At 40.1% G+C, this 20,478-nt stretch carries 27 protein-coding genes; 1 reads left to right on the top strand and 26 read right to left on the bottom strand.

Annotated elements, in window-relative coordinates; all coding sequences use genetic code 11:
* Positions 1–97: 97 nt before the first annotated feature.
* The gene (locus tag DLJ48_RS05780) at positions 98–442 is read left to right on the top strand and encodes a DUF1516 family protein (protein ID WP_128686552.1); all 345 of its coding nucleotides are present in this window, start codon (positions 98–100) and stop codon (positions 440–442) included.
* Between the two features lie 73 nt (positions 443–515).
* Here DLJ48_RS05780 and DLJ48_RS05775 read toward each other — a convergent pair whose 3' ends face one another.
* The 26 genes from DLJ48_RS05775 to rpmD form a co-directional block, all read right to left on the bottom strand.
* Positions 516–1,730, bottom strand: coding sequence for a phosphoglycerate kinase (locus DLJ48_RS05775; protein ID WP_128686551.1), 1,215 nt, complete (start codon positions 1,728–1,730; stop codon positions 516–518).
* Positions 1,731–1,770: 40 nt separating this feature from the next.
* The gene (locus DLJ48_RS05770) at positions 1,771–2,088 is read right to left on the bottom strand and encodes a heavy metal-binding domain-containing protein (protein WP_128686550.1); all 318 of its coding nucleotides are present in this window, start codon (positions 2,086–2,088) and stop codon (positions 1,771–1,773) included.
* A gap of 42 nt (positions 2,089–2,130) precedes the next feature.
* Complete coding sequence (locus tag DLJ48_RS05765) at positions 2,131–3,447, bottom strand: glucose-6-phosphate isomerase (RefSeq protein ID WP_128686549.1); 1,317 nt, start codon at positions 3,445–3,447, stop codon at positions 2,131–2,133.
* Positions 3,448–3,454: 7 nt separating this feature from the next.
* The gene (gene glmS / locus DLJ48_RS05760; protein ID WP_128686548.1) at positions 3,455–5,260 is read right to left on the bottom strand and encodes a glutamine--fructose-6-phosphate transaminase (isomerizing); all 1,806 of its coding nucleotides are present in this window, start codon (positions 5,258–5,260) and stop codon (positions 3,455–3,457) included.
* A 107-nt stretch (positions 5,261–5,367) separates the two neighbouring features.
* Positions 5,368–6,243 carry a DMT family transporter gene (locus DLJ48_RS05755; RefSeq protein ID WP_243148524.1) on the bottom strand — a complete coding sequence of 292 codons (876 nt, stop codon included), beginning with the start codon at positions 6,241–6,243 and terminating at the stop codon, positions 5,368–5,370.
* 32 nt (positions 6,244–6,275) lie between these two features.
* Positions 6,276–7,367: an ABC transporter substrate-binding protein gene (locus tag DLJ48_RS05750; RefSeq protein WP_128686546.1), complete on the bottom strand. Its 1,092-nt coding sequence runs from the start codon at positions 7,365–7,367 to the stop codon at positions 6,276–6,278.
* Positions 7,364–8,173: an ABC transporter permease gene (locus tag DLJ48_RS05745; protein ID WP_128686545.1), complete on the bottom strand. Its 810-nt coding sequence runs from the start codon at positions 8,171–8,173 to the stop codon at positions 7,364–7,366. Before DLJ48_RS05745 ends, DLJ48_RS05750 begins: the two co-directional genes overlap by 4 nt.
* On the bottom strand, positions 8,173–8,991 hold the full coding sequence (locus DLJ48_RS05740) for an ABC transporter permease (protein WP_128686544.1): 819 nt from the start codon (positions 8,989–8,991) through the stop codon (positions 8,173–8,175). The genes DLJ48_RS05745 and DLJ48_RS05740 overlap by 1 nt, the downstream gene beginning before the upstream one ends.
* A complete protein-coding gene (locus DLJ48_RS05735) occupies positions 8,991–10,094 on the bottom strand; it encodes an ABC transporter ATP-binding protein (protein WP_128686543.1) in 1,104 nt (367 codons plus the stop codon). The genes DLJ48_RS05740 and DLJ48_RS05735 overlap by 1 nt, the downstream gene beginning before the upstream one ends.
* Before the next feature lie 116 nt (positions 10,095–10,210).
* On the bottom strand, positions 10,211–10,603 hold the full coding sequence (rpsI, locus tag DLJ48_RS05730; protein ID WP_128686542.1) for a 30S ribosomal protein S9: 393 nt from the start codon (positions 10,601–10,603) through the stop codon (positions 10,211–10,213).
* Between the two features lie 19 nt (positions 10,604–10,622).
* On the bottom strand, positions 10,623–11,069 hold the full coding sequence (gene rplM / locus DLJ48_RS05725) for a 50S ribosomal protein L13 (protein WP_128686541.1): 447 nt from the start codon (positions 11,067–11,069) through the stop codon (positions 10,623–10,625).
* 93 nt (positions 11,070–11,162) lie between these two features.
* Positions 11,163–12,008, bottom strand: a complete 846-nt coding sequence (locus DLJ48_RS05720; protein ID WP_128686540.1) for an SseB family protein — start codon at positions 12,006–12,008, stop codon at positions 11,163–11,165.
* On the bottom strand, positions 11,992–12,750 hold the full coding sequence (gene truA / locus DLJ48_RS05715; protein WP_128686539.1) for a tRNA pseudouridine(38-40) synthase TruA: 759 nt from the start codon (positions 12,748–12,750) through the stop codon (positions 11,992–11,994). The genes DLJ48_RS05720 and truA overlap by 17 nt, the downstream gene beginning before the upstream one ends.
* A complete protein-coding gene (locus DLJ48_RS05710) occupies positions 12,737–13,546 on the bottom strand; it encodes an energy-coupling factor transporter transmembrane component T family protein (protein ID WP_128686538.1) in 810 nt (269 codons plus the stop codon). Before DLJ48_RS05710 ends, truA begins: the two co-directional genes overlap by 14 nt.
* Positions 13,539–14,354 (bottom strand): ATP-binding cassette domain-containing protein, encoded by an 816-nt coding sequence (locus DLJ48_RS05705; protein WP_128686537.1) that lies wholly within the window; start codon positions 14,352–14,354, stop codon positions 13,539–13,541. Before DLJ48_RS05705 ends, DLJ48_RS05710 begins: the two co-directional genes overlap by 8 nt.
* Positions 14,330–15,130, bottom strand: a complete 801-nt coding sequence (locus tag DLJ48_RS05700) for an ATP-binding cassette domain-containing protein (RefSeq protein WP_128687096.1) — start codon at positions 15,128–15,130, stop codon at positions 14,330–14,332. Before DLJ48_RS05700 ends, DLJ48_RS05705 begins: the two co-directional genes overlap by 25 nt.
* 87 nt (positions 15,131–15,217) lie before the next feature.
* Positions 15,218–15,613: a 50S ribosomal protein L17 gene (gene rplQ / locus DLJ48_RS05695; protein WP_128686536.1), complete on the bottom strand. Its 396-nt coding sequence runs from the start codon at positions 15,611–15,613 to the stop codon at positions 15,218–15,220.
* Between the two features lie 29 nt (positions 15,614–15,642).
* Positions 15,643–16,587: a DNA-directed RNA polymerase subunit alpha gene (locus tag DLJ48_RS05690; RefSeq protein ID WP_128686535.1), complete on the bottom strand. Its 945-nt coding sequence runs from the start codon at positions 16,585–16,587 to the stop codon at positions 15,643–15,645.
* 24 nt (positions 16,588–16,611) lie between these two features.
* Positions 16,612–17,010: a 30S ribosomal protein S11 gene (rpsK, locus tag DLJ48_RS05685; protein WP_128686534.1), complete on the bottom strand. Its 399-nt coding sequence runs from the start codon at positions 17,008–17,010 to the stop codon at positions 16,612–16,614.
* Between the two features lie 20 nt (positions 17,011–17,030).
* Positions 17,031–17,402 carry a 30S ribosomal protein S13 gene (gene rpsM / locus DLJ48_RS05680; protein ID WP_128686533.1) on the bottom strand — a complete coding sequence of 124 codons (372 nt, stop codon included), beginning with the start codon at positions 17,400–17,402 and terminating at the stop codon, positions 17,031–17,033.
* A 58-nt stretch (positions 17,403–17,460) separates the two neighbouring features.
* Positions 17,461–17,580 (bottom strand): 50S ribosomal protein L36, encoded by a 120-nt coding sequence (gene rpmJ / locus DLJ48_RS05675; RefSeq protein ID WP_011677525.1) that lies wholly within the window; start codon positions 17,578–17,580, stop codon positions 17,461–17,463.
* Between the two features lie 41 nt (positions 17,581–17,621).
* Positions 17,622–17,840, bottom strand: a complete 219-nt coding sequence (gene infA, locus DLJ48_RS05670; RefSeq protein ID WP_128686532.1) for a translation initiation factor IF-1 — start codon at positions 17,838–17,840, stop codon at positions 17,622–17,624.
* A gap of 68 nt (positions 17,841–17,908) precedes the next feature.
* Positions 17,909–18,475, bottom strand: a complete 567-nt coding sequence (locus DLJ48_RS05665; protein ID WP_128686531.1) for an adenylate kinase — start codon at positions 18,473–18,475, stop codon at positions 17,909–17,911.
* Between the two features lies 1 nt (position 18,476).
* Complete coding sequence (gene secY / locus DLJ48_RS05660) at positions 18,477–19,823, bottom strand: preprotein translocase subunit SecY (protein WP_128686530.1); 1,347 nt, start codon at positions 19,821–19,823, stop codon at positions 18,477–18,479.
* A gap of 5 nt (positions 19,824–19,828) precedes the next feature.
* Positions 19,829–20,290, bottom strand: a complete 462-nt coding sequence (rplO, locus tag DLJ48_RS05655; protein WP_128687095.1) for a 50S ribosomal protein L15 — start codon at positions 20,288–20,290, stop codon at positions 19,829–19,831.
* Positions 20,290–20,472 carry a 50S ribosomal protein L30 gene (gene rpmD / locus DLJ48_RS05650; protein ID WP_128686529.1) on the bottom strand — a complete coding sequence of 61 codons (183 nt, stop codon included), beginning with the start codon at positions 20,470–20,472 and terminating at the stop codon, positions 20,290–20,292. Before rpmD ends, rplO begins: the two co-directional genes overlap by 1 nt.
* Positions 20,473–20,478: the final 6 nt, after the last annotated feature.

Below are 20,478 nucleotides of genomic sequence, written 5' to 3'. Positions count from 1 at the left end.
AAAAGCATCGGTCAGTCAATGATCGGTTTTTTTTGTGGGAAAATTCATTGCAAAAAAATTTCTTTCTGGATTGCGAATGGTTTAAAATGAAAACATTATGAAGATAATTCTTGCAATTCACATTCTCTCAGTCATCTCTATCGCTATTACTGCTACCGCAGCTTTGCTTGTCCCCTTAGAGCAAGACAAAAGATTAGTTTTAGCAACAAGAGTTATCTATTTGCCGCTTTTCATCAGTGGCCTTGTTCTGGCTTTGAAAACAGTTCATGCAGAACCGGTTCTGACAATTATTAAAATTGCCGCCGCGCTGGCCTTTGTCGCTGTGTTGGAAATTACTTTTGCTCGTAAAATTAACAAAAAACCGGCTGCAATTGTTTTATCGATTATTGCACTTCTTTTCTTTTTGGCTGCTATCCTTGGCATTATGATTATTGCAAATTAAATGATATATAAAAAAACTCTCATATTGTTCACGAGAGTTTTTTAATAGCTTTATTTTGTGTCACTATTCACAGTTATTTATCCGAGATGGCAGCAATTCCTGGTAAAGTCTTGCCTTCCAAATATTCAAGGCTGGCACCTCCACCGGTTGAAATATGCGTAAATTGATCAGCAATTCCAAGCTGAGAAACAGCAGCAGTAGAATCACCGCCACCAACGATCGTAGCTGCTCCTTGAGCAGTCAAAGAACCAATAAACTTGCCTAATTCCAAAGTTCCGTTGGCAAAATTACTCATTTCAAAAACGCCCATTGGTCCATTCCAAACGACCGTCTTTGCACCCTTTAACGTATTTTCGAATTTTGTGATCGTCTTAGGTCCAATATCAAGACCCATCCAGCCATCAGGAATACCGTTTGCAAATATTTTCGTGGGAACGTCATTAGCAAAGCTTTGCGCAGCTACAGAATCCTCTGGCAAAACTAATTTATCACCGGCTTCTGCCATAATCTGCTTAGCCAAATCAACTTTATCAGCCTCAAATAATGAATTACCGATCGTTAAACCGCGTGCTGCAGAAAAAGTATAGCCCATACCGCCGCCAACGATAACCTTATCAGCCTTAGACAAAAGATTTTGAATCACTTCAATTTTATCAGAAACTTTGGCACCGCCTAAAACAGCAACAAAAGGTCGTTTTGGACTATTAACAGCACCATCCAAATATTTGATTTCTTTTTCCATTAAGAAACCAGCGGCCGTCTGAGCAACATTGGAAGCAATACCAACATTCGAAGCGTGGGCACGATGAGCCGTACCAAAAGCATCATTGATAAACACATCATCACCTAACGAAGCCCAATACTTACCAAGTACAGGATCATTACCAGACTCGCGCTTAATGTATTCACCCTTCGCATCAACGTCTTCATAACGGGTATTTTCAACCATTAACGCTTGGCCTTCTTTTAAAAGAGCAACAGCATCTTCAAGGTTTTTTCCTTCTGTTACGCCAGGAAACGCGATTTCTTGACCCAATAAATCGCCTAAATGTTTGGCAACTGGCGCTAAACTCAAACCGGGTTTATCTTCAGTCTTTTTAACGCGGCCAAGGTGACTAAACAAAATAGCTTTTCCACCTTGCTCCAATACATATTTGATCGTTGGTAGGGCGGCAACAATTCGATTATCGTTACCAATAACACCATCTTTGATCGGTACATTAAAATCAACGCGCATCAAAACTTTTTTGCCTTTTAAATCAAGGTCTTTTACAGTTAACTTTGCCATTTGGCCTCCTTACATACTCTTACCATTATAGTGTAAAAACTCACAATTCAATAATTTTTACAGCTGTTCCGTAAGCAACGACACTCATAATGCCATTATCCTCGTTAGAATCAAAACGCATCATTACGACAGCGTTAGCACCGGCTTTTTCAGCATTCTCTTTCAAACGACTGATAGCTTCTTCCCTGGCTTCATCTTGTAATTCAGTCCAAGTGACTACTTCACCACCAACAATTGTTTTCAAACTAGCGCCAATAGTGCGAACGACATTCCGGCTTCTGGTCGTTAGACCGAAAACCTCGCCGATCGTTTTCGTAGTTTTAAAACCAGCAATATTTTCTGTCGTGCTCACAATCATAACTGCTCCTAAGAAAAAACCGGTTACAACCGGCTTTTAAATTTATTTTGTATATCCAGGTTTTCCTAAAATTCTAAACATATTCGTCTTGTAAATTTCGACACCAGGCTGATCAAATGGATTAATGGCATTCAAATAGCCAGAAACCGAAACCGCTGCTTCAAAGAAGTAAATTAAATTGCCAAGATTAAATTCATCAAGATCATCCAGCTGTAACAAAATATTTGGTACTCCGGCAGAAGTATGTGCTTGAGCCGTGGCCGTCAATGCAGCTTCATTGACCTCTTTGATTGGACGATTCAAAAGATAATCCAGGTGATCAGTATCGTCGTCGGCAGCTGGGACAACACGATCGCTAATTGGTTTTGTGATATCTAAAATTGTTTCAAAGAGAATTTTTTTGCCATCTTGGATATATTGGCCAATCGAGTGGAGGTCAGTCGAAAAAATAGCTGAAGTTGGGTAAATGCCTTTATTGTCTTTTCCTTCAGATTCAGCCATTAGTTGTTTCCACCACTCAAACAAATATCTGAATTGTGGCTCGTAACCCACGATCGTCTCAACATCAAACCCTTTGCGATACAAAATATTACGGTAAATCGCATATAAAATCGATGGTTTAGCTAAGATATCCTCATCCTTGGCAAAATCATCTTGGGCAGCCTTAGCACCGGCTAATAATTGCTTGATATCAATACCAGCAACAGCGATCGGTAGTAGACCAACAGCACTCAAAACCGAATAACGTCCACCGATACCGTCGGGCACAATAAACCGCTCGTAGCCGTTTTCTTTTGCAACATCCAGCAGAGCGCCTTTATTAGCATCAGTTGTCGCAAAAATTCGTTTGCTAGCTTCATCTTTGCCATACTTCTTTTCGATCAAGCTCTTGAAAACACGAAATGCAATGGCTGGTTCTGTCGTTGTGCCAGACTTCGAAATGATATTTATGGAAAAATCACGGTCGCCAATCAAATTAATGACGTCATCAATGTACCGGCCGGAAGCGGATGTGCCAACGAAATAAACTTCTGGTAAACCAGCCTTAGCTGCCTTTTCATTATGGAATTCAGATTTTAAAAATTCAATAACAGCTCGTGCACCCAAATAAGAGCCGCCGATACCAATCACGACTAACACTTTAGAGTCAGACTTGATCTTGCCAGCAGCCTTTAAAATTCTAGTGAACTCGCCTTGATCGTGATCAGTCGGCAGCGTCAGCCAGTCTTCCATTTCATTGCCAACACCAGTACGGGCAAGCAATGTATCACGAGCAAGCCCAGCAGCTGGTTTTAAAAGTTCAACTTCAGAATCAGCAACAAAATCTTTTAAGTAATCTTTTTTGAAAGTAACCTTCATAATATCCTCACTGTACAGTTACGGATTTTGCTAAGTTACGCGGATGATCAACGTCCAACTTTCGGCCAAGAGAAGTGTAATAGGCTAAAAGCTGAATTGGTACTGCTTCCAAAATCGGACCAAACATCTCCATTTCACCATTTAATGCCGGCAAAATAATATCATCATCGCTGCTAGCGAGATTCTTCGTTACAATCGTCATTGCTTTAGCACCACGAGCCATCGTCTCTTCGAGATTAGAACGTGTCAAACCGGCCGTTTTCGATTGTGAAATTAAAGCAATGACGGGAGTGTTCTGCTCAATTAAGGAAATTGTTCCATGTTTTAATTCTCCGGCCGCAAAACCCTCAACTAAAGTATAGGATATTTCTTTCAGTTTTAGGGCAGCTTCTAAAGTTACATCTGCATCCGCAGCTCTGCCAATATAAAAAGCACGATCGGCATGAACTAAATAAGTATCAGCTAACTCTTTTATTTTATCTTGACCATCAATAACGGTTTGCAAATCAATTGCCAGCCTGCTTAATTCAGCTTGCAACTGATCATGGCCGCCAGCCAATGCAGCCGCTAAGATAACTTGAGTCAGAATCTGTGCCATATAAGCCTTTGTTGAGGCAACGGCAATTTCCGGGCCGGCCAAAATAGGCAGCGCAAAGTCAGCCTCGCGAGTCAAAGTCGAATTCATGACATTTGCCAATGTCAAACTTGGATAGTGTTCTTTTTTGATAAAATCCAGTACCTGAATACTGTCAGCAGTTTCACCAGATTGACTAATAAAAACAAAGAAAGGCTTCTTGGAAATTAACGGGTGATCATAAGCGAATTCTGAAGCGATATGGGCTTCAGTTGAAATACCGGCCCACTTTTCAAAGAATCGGCGTCCAATCAAAGCAGCGTGATAACTGGTTCCCGCAGCTACAATATATAAGCGGTCGGCCTGTTTGATGGCGCTCAAGATTTTTTCATCGATTTGAGGCAAACCATTTACAAAATAATGTTCAATCAAATTACGAGCAACAATGGCTTGTTCATCAATCTCTTTCAGCATAAAAAAAGGATAGGTCCCTTTGTCAACAGCTGCTGGATCAATGTCCAAATGAAAAGGCTGGCGCGTTGATCGTTGACCGGCGGCATCATACAATTCAACAGACTCTTTGGATATCACGGCAATTTCGCCGTCGCGTAACTCGATGAAGTCCTTGGTCAAATTCAAAACGGCCATTGCATCAGAAGTGACAACATTTGCAGTTTTTGAAACACCAACGAGCAAGGGGCTTTTGCATTTAGCTGTATATAATAGACCAGGTGTCTTAGCGTCGATAAGCAAAAAAGCATAAGAAGAATCATCATTTAATAAGTTGATCATCTTACGAAAAGCAGATAAAGTATCCATACCGGCATCAGCAAATTTTCCTACCAACTGAACAGCAACTTCTGTATCTGTTTGTGATTTAAATACAACATCACTTAAATAATCAGCTTTTAATTGCTTGTAATTTTCAATCACACCGTTATGGACTAAATAATAACGGCCATCAGCACTAATATGCGGATGTGCATTCTCAATGCTCGGCTGTCCATGAGTTGCCCAACGCGTATGAGCAATGCCAGAATGACCCTGCATTTTGCAATTAACAACTTTTTTTTCGAGATCTTTAACGCGGCCTTTTTCTTTGACGAGCATGTCATGGCCATCATCTGTATGAATATAAACACCAGCCGAATCATAACCTCGATATTCAAGTTTTTCCAAGCCGCCTAGCAAAAAAGGCAAAGCATCATTAACACCTGTATATCCAACAATTCCGCACATATGTATTACTCCTAAATCAAATTGGTCTAACTACCAACATTTAGGGTATCTTAAAAAAACCGCTAAAACAGCATTCTCATATTAAAAAAATATATTGGTATAGTCCACTAACTAATACGAGACCCCTTTAAAGATTGGAGAACGATCATCGTAATAATTAAGAAGGCACCTAAATAATCAATCCATTGCATACTAACCTGCAGGATTAAAACACTCAAAATCATAGCCGTTAAGGGCTCGACAGCAGATAGTAGACTCATTGTGGTTGGACCTGCTAGATCGAGGCTTAAAAACCACATAGCCGTACCAAAAGCCGTGCTGATAATTGTAAACACGATCAGTAAAATCCAATCAATAGTTGACATGCTAGGCAAACTGACAAAAAACGGTCGATAGAAATTGAAAGCAATTCCCGAAACTAATAGTGAGACAGCAGTGACTGGCAAAGGGCCATATTCGCTAACCAATTTGATTGGATAAATCGTGCCAAAGGCATATGCTACTGCAGCGAATAATCCCCAAAAAAGACCAATGGTCGACATTTCTAAGTGATCCAAAGAACCATGGGTGACTAGTAAAAAGGTTCCAAACACAGCAATAATTACCGAAATAACATCAAGTCGATTAGCAAATTTTTTGTTTAGAAAAATATAAAAAATAATCACAAAAATTGGATTTAGCGAGGTCAAAATCGTTGCCATTGCTGCGTTAGAAGTTGAAATCGCCATAACGTAGGTATATTGAGACAAAAAATCACCAAAAATAATAAAGATCAGCAGCTGCCAGCGAATATTCCGATCTTTTAAAAGTCTCAGCAGATTTTTGCGATCGTGCCAATAAACATAAATGAACAGGACAGCTCCTGCGAAAAACAGTCTTGCTGATAATAGCCAATTAGCGTCAACACCAACTCGATTTAAAAGGTACTGAGTAACAACGCCATTGATTCCCCACAAAAAAGGACCTAAAAGGCCATAAATCAAGCCACGTCTCCTACTCCTACTACTATCGGTCATCAATGATTTGTCATCTTAAATTCTAAGAATAGGTCGTTGTAAATTTGCGTCCACTTCGGTCCAAGATCGGAGTAGACATACAGATTCTTGATCGTCTGATCATCAGGATAAAATTGCTTATCTCCAGTGATCGCTTTAGGCAACAGTTTTCTGGCAGCCTTGTTTGGCGTTGCATATTCTACGTATTCGGCATTCTGTGCCGCGTTTTTTGGTTCAGACATAAAATTCAAAAATTTATAAATAGCTTTAAAATGTTTGGCTGTCTTTGGAATTGCTAAATTATCAAACCAAATATTCGAACCTTCTTTTGGAATCACGTAGTGCAGATGCTTATTTTCAGCAATCATTTCAGCTGCTTCGCCTGACCAAGTAACCCCTACCGGTGCCTCTTCTTGGGCCATGTACATGACAATTTCGTCGTCTAAAATAGCTTTAACGTTGGGCATTAAAGCATCCAGTTTCGCTTTAGCGGCCTGAACAGTAGCTGAATTCTTATCATTCACAGACTTGCCCATCGAAATCAGTGAAAAAGCAAAGTCATCTCTGGCCGAATCGACCAAGAGTATTTTGCTGCGAAAACGACTCGACCAAAGCTGATCCCAATGCTGAACTTCTGATTTCCGAACGAATTTATCATTATAAATGATACCCAGCGTTCCCCAAAAATAAGGAATTGAATATTTATTGCCAGGATCAAAAGATTTGTTTAAAAAACGTTTATCGTAATATTTTAAGGCAGTAAATTTCTTTTCATCGATTGGCAGCAAGAGATTCTCACGACGCATTTTTTCCACCATATAATCGGAAGGCACAATAATATCGTAAGCAGTACCGCCTTGTTTTACCTTGGTATACATGGCTTCATTAGAATCAAAAGTCTCATAATTAACCTGATAACCTGTCTCTTTCGTAAATTTAGTGATCAGGCTCGGATCAATATAATCTCCCCAATTATAAATATTTAAAACTTTTGCGCTGCTGCCTGATGTGCCAGTTGCAGCATTTTCTTTGGCAATTAAATAATGCTGAGCGGCAAATAAAGCAGCTATTACTAAGACGATCGCAAACAAAGCTGATAAAATTTTTTTCATTTCGTCACCTCCAAATTCGGTGTCCGTTTTTTGCTGCCAGTACGTGAAAGCAAGTAATAAACAAAGACTAAGACCAAACTAACGATAAACATAACAGCCGAAAGTGCATTGATCTCCAAACTGATTCCTTGACGTGCACGTGAGTAAATTTCCACCGACAAAGTCGAAAAGCCATTTCCTGTTACGAAAAAAGTCACAGCGAAATCATCGAGCGAATAGGTCAATGCCATAAAAAACCCGGCCATAATGCCTGATGAAATATACGGAACCGTCACTTTACTCAGCACCTGCCAAAAATTAGCACCCAGATCCTCAGCAGCTTCAGTCAAGGTATATGGCATTTCTTGAAGTTTCGGCAACACCATTAAAACAACAATCGGAATACTAAAGGCAATATGGCTCATTAAGACTGAGAAAAAACCCAGAGATAACCCAATGGCTGTAAAAAAAATCAAAAAACTGGCTCCAATAATAACATCTGGGCTAACTAATAGGACAGAATTAAAATTCAAAAGAATATTTTTAACCAACTGACTTTTAGCATAATTAATCCAAAGGGCACCGAAACTACCAATAATCGTTGCTAAAACTGATGATAAAAATGCAATGATCAAGGTATCGACCACAATTTCGATCATGCGCGTATCAGCCCAAAGTTCAGCATAATGAACAAAAGAAAAGCCATGCCAGCCATGCATATATTTACCAGAATTAAATGAATATGTGATCAAATAAAGAATTGGCGCATAAAGCAGTAAAAAAACCAACCACAGGTAAAGGTTACTGAATTTTATTTTTTTAGGCATCACTTTCCTCCCCGGCGCAGAATTGTTTTCTTGCGGTCACGAGTCACAACCATCGTCAAGACCATTGCTAGGATTAAAATGACACCAATCGTCGAACCCATATGCCAGTTTTGCGTTGTAAGGAAATGTTCCTCGATAGCGGTTCCTAGCGTAATAACGCGATTGCCGCCAATTAGGCGTGTGATCATAAATAGGCTAAGCGAGGGAATGAAAACAGACTGAACACCAGATTTAACGCCCGGCATCGATAACGGTACAATTAAACGCCACAAGGTTTGCCAAGAGTTAGCACCAAGATCCCGACTAGCTTGAATGAGGTCTCGATCAATTTCGTTCAAAACATTAAAAATCGGCAAAATCATAAAAGGAATTTCAATGTAGCTGGCAACCAAAACGAAACTCGCATCGTTAAACAATAGCTGTTTAGGCACAATACCAAACAAAGCCAGAAAAGAATTTGCCGTGCCGTCACGAGAAAGCATGCCGATAAAAGCATATGTTTTCAATAATAAATTAATCCAGGTCGGCAAGATAACCAGCAATAACCAAAATTGCCTATTTTTTAATTGCGACAATAAATAGGCAGTCGGATATGACAAAGCCAGTGTGATCAAAGTAATCAAAAAAGCATAAAAAACTGAATTAAAAGTCATCATCAAGTAGGTGCCAGATGAAAAATAGGCTGAAAAATTGCTAAAGGTGAGATGGCCGCTTGCATTAGTCATCGATTGAAAAAATAGCAAGGCTAACGGGACGACAACAAATAATGCTAACCAAAGCGCATAAGGAACGGCAAATAACAGTTTGCCCCGCTTCATCAGTCTTCACCTTCATAAGATTCCAAACGAGCATCAAAATCCTCTTCCGATTCATTCAAACGCATAATATGGATATCTTCAGGGTCGAACTTCAAACCTCTTCTCTGCTCAATTTTAGCTGGATTTGTAGCTTGAACTGCCCACTCATTGCCAGCATCATCAATCGCTGTAATTTCATAAGAATCACCACGAAATGACTGGTCATCGATGGTTACCTGCAATTTGCCGCGGCTCGGCACAACGATGTCCAGATCTTCGGGACGAATGATCACTTCGACTCGCTCATTGTGCTTCATGCCAGCATCGACATTTTTGAAATCTTTACCAGCAAAACTAACCAAGTAGTCTTCTTTCATAATGCCGGGAATAATATTAGCTTCACCGATAAAATTAGCCACAAAATGGTTGATCGGTTCATCATAGATATCAACCGGCGTACCAGATTGTTGGATTCGGCCGTCATCGATCACAAAAATCCAATCAGACATTGCCAGCGCTTCTTCTTGATCATGGGTCACAAAAATAAAGGTGATGCCTAAACGCTGCTGTAGTTCACGCAATTCATACTGCATTTCTTTGCGTAATTTATAGTCCAAAGCCGACAAAGGTTCGTCTAATAACAGTACTTTCGGCTGATTAGCCAAAGCACGTGCAATTGCCACACGCTGCTGCTGACCACCAGAAATTTCCGAGATCTCGCGATCTGATAAATCGTCTAATTTAACTAGCTTTAATGCTGATTCAACTAATTCACGAACTTTGCTTTTAGCAAGTCCTTTGATCGACGGCCCAAAAGCGACATTATCATAAACATTCATATTCGGAAACAAGGCATAATTCTGAAAAACAGTATTAACCTTCCGCTGATTAGCAGGCAAACCATTAACATTTCTGCCATCGATCAAAATGTTTCCAGCGCTTGGCTGCAGCCGACCGGAAATCAAATTTAAAATGGTTGATTTGCCCGATCCCGATGGGCCGAGCAATGTATAAAATTTCCCTTCTTCAATATCGAGATCAATATCTTTGAGAACTTTCGTCTCTCCGTAATTCAAGTCTACATTTCTAAATTTAATCAATGGTTGCGTTGTGTCTTCAGTCATTAATCCAATCCCCTAATTCCAACAAATCACATGATTACCAGTATAAAGAATTATGAAACAGTTGTCATTTTTTAGACACAAAAAAACTCGGCAGAAGCCAAGTTTCGTTCTTTTGATTAACGTTTTGAAAATTGAGAAGCACGACGAGCCTTTTTAAGACCTGGCTTCTTACGTTCAACCATACGAGAATCACGCGTCAGCAAACCAGCTGATTTTAAAGCTGGACGAAAGTCAGGATCAACTTGGAGCAAAGCTCGAGCGATACCATGACGCGTTGCACCAGCTTGGCCGGCGAAACCGCCGCCAATAACATTAACACTCACATCATAAGTACCATCTGTGGATGTCACTGCAAAAGGTTGTGTCACAACAGCCCGAAGATTGGCTGCTGGAATATATTCTTCAAATGAACGATCATTGATCGTAATCTTACCAGTCCCAGGTGTCAAACGAACACGAGCGACAGAATCCTTACGACGACCAGTTCCTGCATATTGAGTATTTGCCATTTATTTACCAGTTCCTTTCTTAGAGCAGATCCTTGATGTCTAACACTTGTGGTTTTTGAGCTGTTTGTTCGAGCTTTTCACCACTAGCATAAACATGTAATTTTAGTCCCTGGGCACGACCCAAAGTATTTTTTGGAAGCATGCCTTGAACAGAGAGCTCAAGCAGCTTCTTAGGGTTCTCCTCGCGAAGGATACCGGCCTTACGAGACTTAAGACCACCAGGATAACCAGAATGGTGATAATAAGTCTTATCAGTTGCTTTTCTGCCAGTCAATTGAACTTTGTCAGCATTGATAACGATGACGAAATCACCAGTATCAACAGATGGCGTGAAAGTCGGTTTGTTCTTTCCACGCAAAATCGTAGCGACAACACTGCTTAAACGTCCTAAAGGCACGTCAGTAGCATCGACGATATACCAATTGCGCTGAATTTCTTGTGGTTTTGCTAAAAATGTACTACGCATAATTTTTCATCCTTTTCACTACATTCCGTACCAGGGCATTGGAGTAAATAAGACCGATAAACATGTTACTAGTCTTTACCCCTAAAAGTCAAGTCATTTGTCAAGATTTGTTTCCGAACTATCACTCAATCCTAAAATAAAATCATTAGTCGTTGGATTAACAACAATATTAGAAACGGCATCGGCCAAATTTGATCTAATTTCTTTTAAGCCATCAGCCGGGACAGCGATGATCTGTGCCAAATCATTTTTATTATAACCGTTTGAACTGGCAGAAAAATACCATTGGCCCAAATGGTCCCAATCAGTAAAAATCGGCAGGTAGCTGACGGACGGCTGATCACTTTGAGAGAGCAAAAAGAAATCAATCTCATCTTGCCGCACCCGATGTTTCTTGATTCTTGTTGGAATCAGAAAAACAGCCGTATTAACCAATTCGTTAATATTATCGTCACTAATATCCTGCGCATCCAAATAAGTCTGTAAGGCGGGGTTTTCTATCTTTTCGGTATCTTTGGTTTGCAGTTTATAAAAACGATTCAGAGCCTCATGAGTCGGCTGAGAAGCTGAGGTTGTATTATCTTCGCTCATTTTATTTTGCACAAACTGGGCAAGCTGCTGCGTTGGAACTGGTAAAAACCCCTTCAATTCGGGATCGAAAAAAATAATCAGACCATATTCCTGATCAGAACTGAGACGACTGAAAACCTCAATACCTAAATGTAAGAAAAAATCCTCGGCAATCGTCATCGTTAAGAAGCGATCGTATTTGAGTGTTTCTTGATTAAAAGGTGAAAAAAGTTCGGAATCAGTTAATAGTTTGTCTAATTCCCGCCCATCAGCAGCTGGTCGAGGGTGTTCGATCTCAATAACGGCGATATTAGGTGTGTCCTCATCTTGGCCAATAAAATATTCGATTGTTTTAATTAGTTGACTCATAATAAACCTTGTCTAAGTATAAACCAGAAGCCGGAGCTGTGAATCGTGCCTGCTGACGATCCTTTACTTGAATCAAACGCTCAATATCGTGTACCGGGCGTGTGCCGTTGCCGATCTCCAAAAGAACACCAACCATAATACGAATCTGATTATATAGAAAAGCATTGCCTTCAAAAGTAAAAAGCAGTTCATGATCATTTGAAACAGATTTTAATTCGGCTTTTGTAATTCTCCGAACCGTTGTCGCAGTCTGATTACCAGCCGCTGCGAAACTGGCGAAATCATGTTCGCCCAGCAAATCTGGCAAAGCTGCCTGAATGCGATCGAAATCTAACCGCCAAAAATAATGTCCTGTATAAAAACGCTTAAAAGGATCAACGAATTTGCTTGTCGAAACACGATACAAATAACGCTTGTGGTGGCTGCTATGACGCGCATTAAAGTCAAGCTGAACTTTCTCGACATTTTTGACAAGAATGTCAGTCGGCAGTTGGCTGTTAATACCCATCAGCATCGCACGTTCAGTCAGGTCAAAAGGAAAAACAAAATTGATCACTTGTCCATTAGCGTGCACCCCGGCATCTGTGCGACTGGCACCGACAATTTTAACTGGTGTTTTGGCCATTTTTGAAACGACTTTGATTAATTCATCTTGTACAGTTCGGCAGCCTGGTCGGTTTTGTGTTTGGAAACCTTCAAAAGCATGGCCATCATATGAAATTGTTAATTTATAATTTTGCATAACTAAAAAAAATAACAAAAAAGGCCACGAATAGAAAAATAATTAATACGATAAAATCATTTTTGTGATAATTCAACTGATGATAGCTGCTTCTATCTTTGGCGTTAATAAACCCCCGGAGTTCCATTGTGTCAGCTAAAGTCAACGCCTTATTAAAAGCAACACTGATCAATGGCACGATCATCGGAATAAGTGCCTTCACGCGTTTAAAAAAACTACCAGTTTTCAAACTCAAACCGCGTGAGCGCTGTGCATCAACAATGGTCGAAAATTCGTCCGATAAAATTGGTACGAAACGCAGCGTCATCGAAATTAACAAAGCAAAGGTCTTGGTGTCTAAGCCGGCTCTGTTCAAAGGTTTTAAAAGGCTGGAAATGCCATCAGCGATTTGAGTCGGCCGTGTGGTAGCAGTTAACAAAGTGGTCATCAAGATCATCAAAAAGAAGCGTAAGGCAATAATCGCGGAATTAATTAAACCTGACTCAGAAATTTTAAACCAGCCAACAGCCAACAGCACATCAGATCTGCTTGATGGCGCAATCAAGACCAATTGAATCAACATCATCAATATAACCAGGGACATAATGGATTTTAGGCCTGACCAAAAAACAGTAATCGGAATTTTAGAAGCCGTAATGCCAGTTAAAACAAATAAAACTAAAATGCCGTATGTCAGCCAAGAATTAGCCAGCAGCAAAATAATCACAAAGAAAAAGTCTATGAGAATTTTCGTTCGCGGATCAAATCTGCTAATGACTGAATCAGTAGAGAAAAAACGACCAAAAATGTTATTCATTGATAGCCTCGATCAAAGCATTAATCGACAAAGGCGTCGACTGTAAACCAAGTGCTCTAGCAAAAACTAAACTGGTTGGCAATTGCAAATACGCTTCAATATGTTTTTTAAAAATATTTATTGGTTTATCGTCGTATAAAATTTGTCCGGCAGAAAAAAGCAGCATTCGATCTGCGAGCGATGCAAAAGTATCAATATCATGGCTAACGACAATCACCGTTGCACCGTTCTCATGATATTGTTTTAAAATTTTCAATAAATCTTTTTTGGAATAGTCATCCATTCCAGCTGTGGGTTCATCCAACAACAAATATTTAGGCTGATTTATTAAAACACCGGCAATCGCTACTTTGCGCATTTGACCAACCGACAAATTGAAAACTGATCGTTGCCAGAGACTTTCATCCACTCCGATTTGGCTCAAGACGTGTTCAGCTTTGTTTTTGGCTGCTTGTCTGCTATCACCAAAATTCAAAGCTGCAAAGGAAACATCCTCCAAGACAGTCGATGAAAACAATTGGCGTTGTGGAAATTGAAAAACCAAACCGACCTGTTTTCTTAAAGCTATCAACTTTTTTTCAGAACTTCGACTATCAACGATATTGTCTGCAAAATCTATTTCACCCGTTGTTGGTAAAATCAATGTATCCAATAGTCGCAAAAAAGTTGTTTTACCAGATCCCGTCTGACCGGTTAGCAAGATAAACTCTCCGCCTTTAATGGACAAGGAGATATTTTTCAAAGAGAAGGCATCCGTGCGAACAAAGGAATTGTATTGATATGTCACTTGTTGGAATCTAATAACCATGAAATCAGCCGATCTTGGGAAATAATATTTTTTGGAATTTGTTTATCTGAGGACCGTTTTCTATTCAAACCGGCCACTAACTTTGCAGCAAAAGTTTCGCCGAGCTCATGGCGATGAAGAAAAGAAGTATCTAACATAATCATGTCAGTCCTGCCATCGGCAATGATTTTGCCATTCTCCAAAGCAATCACTCTTTGTCCCTGCAGAATTTCTTCAGGATCATGAGTAATATTGATAATTGTTAAACAAGGATTGTCTTCATGCAATTGATGAATTAGAGTTATGATCGATTTCTTGGCCAAAGGATCAAGCATGCTTGTCGCCTCATCCAAAAATAAAATATCTGCATTTAATATGAGAGCAGATCCAATTGCGACGCGCTGTTTCTGACCACCGGATAATTGATCTGGCGAAGTCGTTGAATAAGCAGACAAATCAATTTGCGCCAAAGTTTTCTTAATTTTCGCAGGCATTTGTGCAGGATCAACTTGTTGGTTTTCCAAGCCAAAAGCTAATTCATCCTCAACTGTCGCGCCAATAAATTGATCATCAGGATTTTGAAAAACCACGCCGATTTTCCCTAGTACTTCAACATCGCCAATTCTTGGATTTTCCAGTCCAATAATCAAACGCATTAAAGTTGATTTTCCTGATCCGTTTTGTCCAATCAAAGAGACCCATTCGCCTGGATCAATTTTCAAAGAGAAATTATGAAAAATATCTGCACTATTTTCAAAAGCAAAAGATAAATTATGGATACTTATTGCCGAAGTCATCATTCAAATTCTAACAAATGAAAAAGCAATAATCATAAAAATGCTAAAATAAAAAACACCTCTTTGTTTTAAGAGGTGTTTTAAAAGTTAATCAACAAATTCAAGCAACACAATTGGCGCGGCATCACCACGACGCTGGCCCAATTTATAAATACGTGTGTAACCACCATTTCGGCTTTTAAAACGAGGAGCTACATCGTCAAACAAAGTCTTCACGGCTTTTTGCTCGACGATATCTTCAGCGCTTTTAGCATTCTTGATCTTGTTCTCATCTTCAACATCTCTCAGATAAGAAACCGCCCGACGACGTGCAGCAAGATCGCCACGCTTTCCAAGCGTAATCATTTTTTCAGCCTGACGACGAACTTCCTTAGCACGAGCTTCAGTAGTTTGAATCTTGCCATTAAGAATTAAATTAGTCGTCAAGTCACGCAAAAGTGCTTTACGCTGAGATTTAGTTCTTTGCAACTTTCGGTATCCCATGATTACTCCTTTCTGGATTTCTCCAATTATTAGTTTTCAACATCTTGTTTGAATGAGTGCCCACGTTCAGAAAGTTTTTGAATAATTTCCTCAAGTGACTTACGGCCAAGATTTCTAACTTCACCCATATCATGCAAGGTTTTATCAGTTAAGTCTTCAATCGTGTTAATTCCAGCGCGTTTTAGACAATTAAAGGAACGAACAGAAAGCTCAAGTTCTTCAATAGGCTCTTTTCTTTCCATAACTGTCTCAACCGCATCAGGATCCAACATCATTTCTTGTTTGCCAGCGGTGCTTAAGTCGATAAAAAGCGACAAGTGTTCCGCTAGAATCTTCGATCCAAGACTCAATGCTTCACTCGGAGTAACAGAACCGTCAGTCCAAACTTCCAACGTTAACTTATCATAATCATCACGATGGCCAACACGCGTCTTCTCAACCGTGTAATTGACCTTAGCAATTGGTGTATAAATTGAATCAATGGCCAGAACACCAATGCCAAGTTCCATTTTGCCCTTATTCTCTTCTGCTGAATCGTAACCACGGCCGCGAATAGCAGTGAGAGTCATGCGTAAGCTTTTGCCTGCCGATACAGTTGCAATATGCAAATCAGGATTTAAAATCTCAATATCGCCATCGCCTTTAATATCACCAGCAGTTAATTCGCCAGCACCACTAAAATCAACCTCAAGCGTTTTCTGATCATCGGAATCAATCCGCATAGCAACTTTTTTCAGGTTCAGAATAATTTGCGTAACATCTTCTGTAACACCATCAATCGTAGTAAACTCATGCAGAACACCATCAATTTGAACAGAATTGATTGCTGCACCGGGCAGACTGGACAGTAAAACTCTTCTTAACGAGTTTCCAAGAGTTGTACCATAACCACGCTCGAGAGGCTCAGCAACAAACTTCCCATAATTTTCCGATTCCTCAACGGTCGAAATTGTTGGCTTTTGAAATTCGATCATATATTTGCCTCTCCTATATATTTATTATGCTCGACGCTGTTTAGGTGGACGAGAACCATTATGAGGAACAGGGGTGACGTCACTAATTGCGGTAATTTCTAAACCAGCAGCAGCAACGGCACGAATTGCAGATTCACGTCCAGGTCCAGGACCTTTAACGCTAATTGCAACGCTATGCATGTTTTGTTCGATTGCAGCTTTTGCAGCAGCTTCACCAGCAAGTTGAGCAGCAAAAGGGGTTGACTTACGAGAACCCTTAAAACCTAAAGAACCAGCTGATGACCAAGAAACCGCATTTCCTACCTCATCAGTAATCAAAACAATCGTGTTATTAAAAGTTGAGTGAATATGAGCTACACCCTTTTCAATATTCTTCTTTACACGACGCTTACGACCACTTGTACGACTTGTACGACTTGCCATACTGAAATCTCCTTTCTTAATTACTTCTTTTTGCCAGCAATTGATTTAGCTGGGCCTTTGCGCGTACGCGCATTATTCTTCGTATGCTGTCCACGAACGGGCAACCCACGACGATGACGAATGCCTCGGTATGAAGCGATTTCTTGAAGTCCTTTGATATTCAAACTAACTTCACGACGCAAATCACCTTCAAGCGTTAAGTTTAGCTTATCCACTGTTGCACGAACTTTGTCTTCATCTTCCGGACTAAGGTCGCGTACACGAATGTCTTCACTAACGCCGGCTTCTGCTAAAATTTTAGCAGCAGTCGTATTACCGATTCCATATATATAAGTAAGACCAATCACGATCCTTTTATCACGTGGTAAATCAATACCTGAAATACGAGCCATAACAATTCCTCCTTTCTATGTATGCCGGTTCTTTATGCCACCGACGTGCTCAAAACCATTACTTGCCTTGGCGCTGTTTGTGTTTGGGATTTGCTGAACAAATGACCATAACACGACCATTCCGTTTAATAACACGGCACTGGTCACACATTGGCTTTACAGATGGACGTACTTTCACAATCTATTCCTCCTATTCGGTTAACTGATTGTTGTCTCGTCTTATTTATGGCGATAAGTGATCCGGCCTTTAGTCAAATCATAGGGCGACATTTCAACCGTTACGCGGTCTCCCACAAGGATTCGGATATAATTTTTACGAATTTTGCCAGAAACACCAGCTTGTATCTTTGCACCATTCTCCAATTCAACGATAAAGTTAGCGTTGGGTTTGGTCTCTTTAATTACACCCTCTATCTCAATAACATCGTTTCCTGCCACTCTTACCTCCAAATTTTATACGGTCAACCTTTGAATTATATCAGACAAGAATTTAAAAAGCAAACTAGTTACAACTTCGAAAGAATATCTTTGACAGTTGAGTATACAATACTAGCCTCGCCGCTAGCATCAACGGTAAACAAATCACCGTTCTTCTCATAATACTCAACTAGCGGCATCGTTTCTTTTTTTGCCACTTCCAGACGATGCATCACAACTTCCGGAGTATCATCAAGCCTGCCACGACCCATCATTCGCTTGATGACAACTGATTCAGGAGCTTGCAAATAAACAACAGCATCAATCTTTTGTCCTTGGCTACTTAAAAACGAGGCAAGGGAATCTGCCTGAGCAGGATTTCTTGGATAACCATCTAAAATAAAGCCACTCGCTTTTGCCACATCATCCTGAACCAATCTTTCGTTCACAATACCGTTCGTTACAGCATCAGGAACTAAATTCCCAGCATCAATAAAAGACTTAGCTTTATCACCAAGTGATGTGTGTGCCAGCATTGCAGCTCGAAAAATATCTCCTGTAGAAATGTGTGGCAACTTAAAGTCCTTTACAAGGCTATCAGCGTTAGTGCCCTTGCCAACACCAGGAAGTCCTAATAAAATAATATTTCTTGACATTCTAAACCTCCCCTTTGTTTATTTCTTCATCATAAAAAGGATGTGAGTGAATCAAACCAATATAATTCTTCTTTTGAGTTAAACCTTCAATTTGGCGCATAAGATCAACTGCCACCCCAATCACGATAAGCAAACTTGTTCCACCTAATCCAATTTTTGAATTTGCGTCTATAAAGCCAAAATTTTGAGCCAAAAGTGGCACGACAGCAACAGCCGCTAAGAAAATGGATCCAGGCCCTGACAGACGGTTCAATAATTGACTTAAGAATTTTTTCGTTTCTTCTCCAGGACGAACACCAATGATATATGATCCTTGTTTTTGTAGATTCTCTGAAACTTTTTCAGGATTTACTTGAACAAATGCATAAAAGAAAGTAAACAATACAATCAAAGTGCCATATGCTAAAGTACCTTCCCAAGTTTGCAAACTAAATATATCACTCGCCACCGTGTACCAAGGCTTGTTCCCCCAAGACCCAACAAAAGCCTGCAAAATAGTCTGCGGAGTTGTAATCAAAGAGGAAGCGAAAATTACAGGAATAACACCGGACACATTGACACGTAACGGTAAATAGCTTTCATCGCCATAATTGCGATCAGAACGTGTGTATTGCATTGGCAGCCGACGAACAGCACCATAAAACCAAGTAACACCGGTAACGATAATAATTAATGCTAATGCCAAAACGCCAAAACTAATCCACCCGTTCAAACCAGGGCCCTGAAGAACATCCTGCTGAAAAATCTGCCACAATCCAGGTATCAGCTGAGCAACGATACCTGCAAAAATAATCATCGAAACACCATTGCCGATACCCTTATCTTGAATCTGCTCACCCAACCAGACAGAAAGCATGGACCCAACGGTCATCACTGTTGCGATAATCAGATAAGAATTTATAGATGTATCCTTCAAAAGAGTGACGCCAATTGGCTGACCTAACGCATTTAGACCGGCAGTAATACCGATTGACTGAATAAACGCTAATACAATCGTTAAATAGCGAGTTATTTGCGTGGTTTTCCGTCGTCCTGTTTCACCTTGCTTAGACCACTCAACCAATTTAGGGACAATATCCATTTGGAGAAGCTGAATCACGATCTGTGCAGTTACGTATGGACTCACACCAAGCGCAAATAAAGAATAAGCAGACAGGCCACCACCTGAGAATAAATTCAAAATCGAAAGCAATGATGTCTGATTCATCAGCTTTGTCAAGGCACTTGCGTTCACGCCTGGAACGGTTATGTAGGCGCCAAACCTATAGACAAACAAAATGAGCAATGTCCAATAAATTCGTACGCGTATTTCCTTTTGTTTAAGGGCTTTTGATAGTAAATTAAACATGGAAATTATTTTTCCGGAGCAGAATGCTTAGCAACTAGTTCAATCTTGCTACCAGCTTTTTCAATGGCGATCTGCGCAGTCTTAGAAACTTTTGTAGCTTGAATTGTCAGCTTCTTATTAAGAGTACCAGAAGCCAAGATTTTGACACCTGACAACTCCTTTTTAATTAATCCAGCCTCGATTAATCTAGTAACAGAAACCGTCGTACCCTCATCAAAGCGATTTAACTCGTCAAGATTTACAATTGCATACTCTTTACGAGATAAATTATTAAATCCACGTTTTGGCATACGACGCATCAAAGGCATCTGTCCACCTTCGAAACTCAGGCGAATTTTTTTACCTTCACGCGCTTTTTGACCTTTTTGGCCACGTCCAGCGGTTTTACCTTTTCCACCAAATCCGCGACCTTTACGATTGGCCGATTTTCTTGAGCCTGCTGCAGGCTTTAATGTTGATAAATCCATCATTTCACCTCCTCAACCGTCACCAAATGAGCAATTTTAAAAATTACTCCTCGAGTAGCAGCGTTATCAGGACGGACTACAGAAGAATGAACACGACCCAAACCTAGTGACTTAACAATTACTCGCTGTCGAGGTTCCCGGTGAGCAATACTTTTAATTAAAGTAATTTTCAAATTAGTCATGTCCCC

The organism is Oenococcus sicerae (assembly GCF_004102045.2).
GTDB lineage: Bacteria > Bacillota > Bacilli > Lactobacillales > Lactobacillaceae > Oenococcus > Oenococcus sicerae.
This window is presented reverse-complemented; position numbering and strand designations above follow the sequence as displayed.